The following is a 2,418-nucleotide window of genomic DNA, read 5'->3' on the forward strand; positions in this document are numbered from 1 at the left end:
AATCAATTGTAGACCGACCTCATCTCTAAGCACATGCGGAGGTGAATCGACCTGTACATGCAAAGCCCTCCACAACGCAACCCTTACTGCCGTGTGGTCAGGTTCTTTATTGTGGTTTTCATGCATAATGTTCTTACTCCTTTCGAGTGCACACTCGCTTTGTTGTCGTGTTATATTCAAGCTATTTTATTTATCTTGAATAACTACCCTTACAAATCCATACATTCTTTCGTATTTTTAAATTTCAATTTCATTCACACGGTTGTCGACAGACTTCGCGTGCTTACGCAGTTCTTCCATATTCCATGCCAGTTCTCCGGATTCAATATCAGTCATAACGGCTTGGACCCATCTGATTTCAGCCTCAAGTAGAGCTTGTTGATGCTCGCTCTCCAACAAAAAAAGCCGCGGCAGTCTCAGCGAAGCGCCTTTCCGAAACTGATCTTTCAGTCGAGCAAGCGAATGCTCAAGCGCTTGAACCCGTTCTTTGAAAAGGCGGCCTACATCTTCTGGCGTCAAGAGGGCCAAAAAAGACACAGCGGCGGGAAACTCTAAAAATTCCTGAGCCGGTGTGGAGATCATTTCACGGATCCACGAATAGGCAGCTTGGCGGCCCAGATCCGTGATTTCATAAACCGTCAAATCCGGCCTCCCTTCATTCTTTTTTTGCCTTGAATGGCAATGGCCTTGTCTCGGTACAATCGTTCAATCGTTTGGTAAATGCTCGTTCGATGGCGAACGTTAATGACCTCGTCTTTCTCCCTTTCTTTAATTAATTGCTGCATACGATAAGGATGCATAGGTTCCTCAATAAGAAAACAGAGGACGGCTAAAGCGACAGTCGATTTTTTAATTTTCGTTTTCATATTACTAATATTACTATTAATATTATGATGATTCAAGAGTAACCGACCCTTAACTGCTTGCTGAAGTCCTCCCTCCTTTAAGCCGATAACCTTTTTACCTTCAGTCGCCAAGCCAATACCCAAATTAATAGCCGTAGTCGTTTTGCCGACACCGCCTTTCTGATTGGCAAGAGCAATCACCTTCGTCATTCGCTGTTCCTCCTTTCATGTAAAAAGCCGGCTCCCTGAGAGGTTCAGGACAACCGGCTCTTTGAAGAAATATCTATATAAAAGGAGAACGCCCGATAAGGACGCTCTCTTGGATATTCTTGTTTTCAATTAAAAACCCACTAGGTGTATCTATCCATTTCAAGTCGAGAACAATAGAAACCTCGATTTTATCGTTTAACACCTTATTCCTTTAGTCCTTTCTATCAGTCGTAAACGAAGCATACTTTGCAGAATACTGATGATTCAGTAATTTTACGTATCGTCGCGACATATCCCCACCACGCACTCCACATGCACCGTATGCGGGAACATATCCACCGGCTGAACTTCCATAGTCCGGTACCCGCCATCCTCTAGAACCCGCAAATCTCTTGCCAACGTAGCAGGGTTGCAGGACACATACACAACTCGCTCCGGCTTCATTACCAAGATCGTCTCCAGTAAAGCTTCATCACAGCCTTTACGAGGCGGATCGACAACGATGACCTCTGGTCGGATCCCTTGATTTTTCCACTCCGGTAAAATGTGTTCCGCAGCGCCAACCGCAAACTCTACATTGGTTATGCCGTTCAATTCTGCATTGATTCGCGCATCCTCAATAGCTTCCGGGACTATTTCCACGCCGTATACTTTTTTGGCATGCTGGGCCAGGAACAGCGAAATGGTACCGATCCCGCAATAAGCATCAATGACCGTTTCCTCGCCGCTTAATTGGGCGTACTCCAGCGCTTTACGATACAGCACTTCCGTCTGCTGCGGATTGACCTGATAGAAAGACCTCGGTGAAATCGCGAACTTGACGTCCCCGATAGTATCATGAATTACGGATTGCCCCCACAACACCTTGATTTCATCGCCAAAAATAACGTTCGTCCTCTTCGAGTTTATGTTCTGACAAATACTGAGGACATCAGGAAAAGCTTCCCGAATCCGTTGTATCCACTCGTTCTTTCGAGGGATCTCGGTACCGTTTGTGATCAAAACGATCATAATTTCTCCAGTGGCAAAGCCGTACTTGACGACGACATGACGAAGAACTCCGCGATGTGTGGCTTCGTCATACGCGGTAATACCGAGGTCGCGGGCAATGCCCTTCACGGCGGCGACCACCTCATCGTTGTTTTCATGCTGGATCAGACAGCTTTCCATATCAACGATGCGGTGGCTGCCTTTGGCGAAGAAGCCGGCGACCAAGCCGCCTTCTTCTTCGCCAAAGGGCACCTGCGCCTTGTTGCGGTAGCGCCAGGGCTCGTCCATCCCAAGGGTAGGATGGACGAGCACGCCCGCACCGCCCGCCGCCGGGCCGCCGCCCCCGCTCGCACCGCTCTCTCTTGCGACGCCG

At 47.9% G+C, this 2,418-nt stretch carries 3 protein-coding genes; all 3 read right to left on the reverse strand.

Annotation, left to right across the window (positions count from 1 at the left end; genetic code table 11):
* Nucleotides 1–237: 237 nt before the first annotated feature.
* A complete protein-coding gene (locus tag PSHG_RS31580; RefSeq protein WP_010276162.1) occupies nucleotides 238–642 on the reverse strand; it encodes a hypothetical protein in 405 nt (134 codons plus the stop codon).
* On the reverse strand, nucleotides 639–1,055 hold the full coding sequence (locus PSHG_RS31585) for an AAA family ATPase (protein ID WP_010276165.1): 417 nt from the start codon (nucleotides 1,053–1,055) through the stop codon (nucleotides 639–641). Before PSHG_RS31585 ends, PSHG_RS31580 begins: the two co-directional genes overlap by 4 nt.
* A gap of 273 nt (nucleotides 1,056–1,328) precedes the next feature.
* Nucleotides 1,329–2,418 (reverse strand): 23S rRNA (uracil(1939)-C(5))-methyltransferase RlmD (rlmD, locus tag PSHG_RS28265; RefSeq protein ID WP_010276167.1); only part of this gene is annotated, 1,090 nt, incomplete at its 5' end.

The organism is Paenibacillus senegalensis JC66, assembly GCF_000285515.1.
Classification (GTDB): domain Bacteria; phylum Bacillota; class Bacilli; order Paenibacillales; family NBRC-103111; genus Paenibacillus_L; species Paenibacillus_L senegalensis.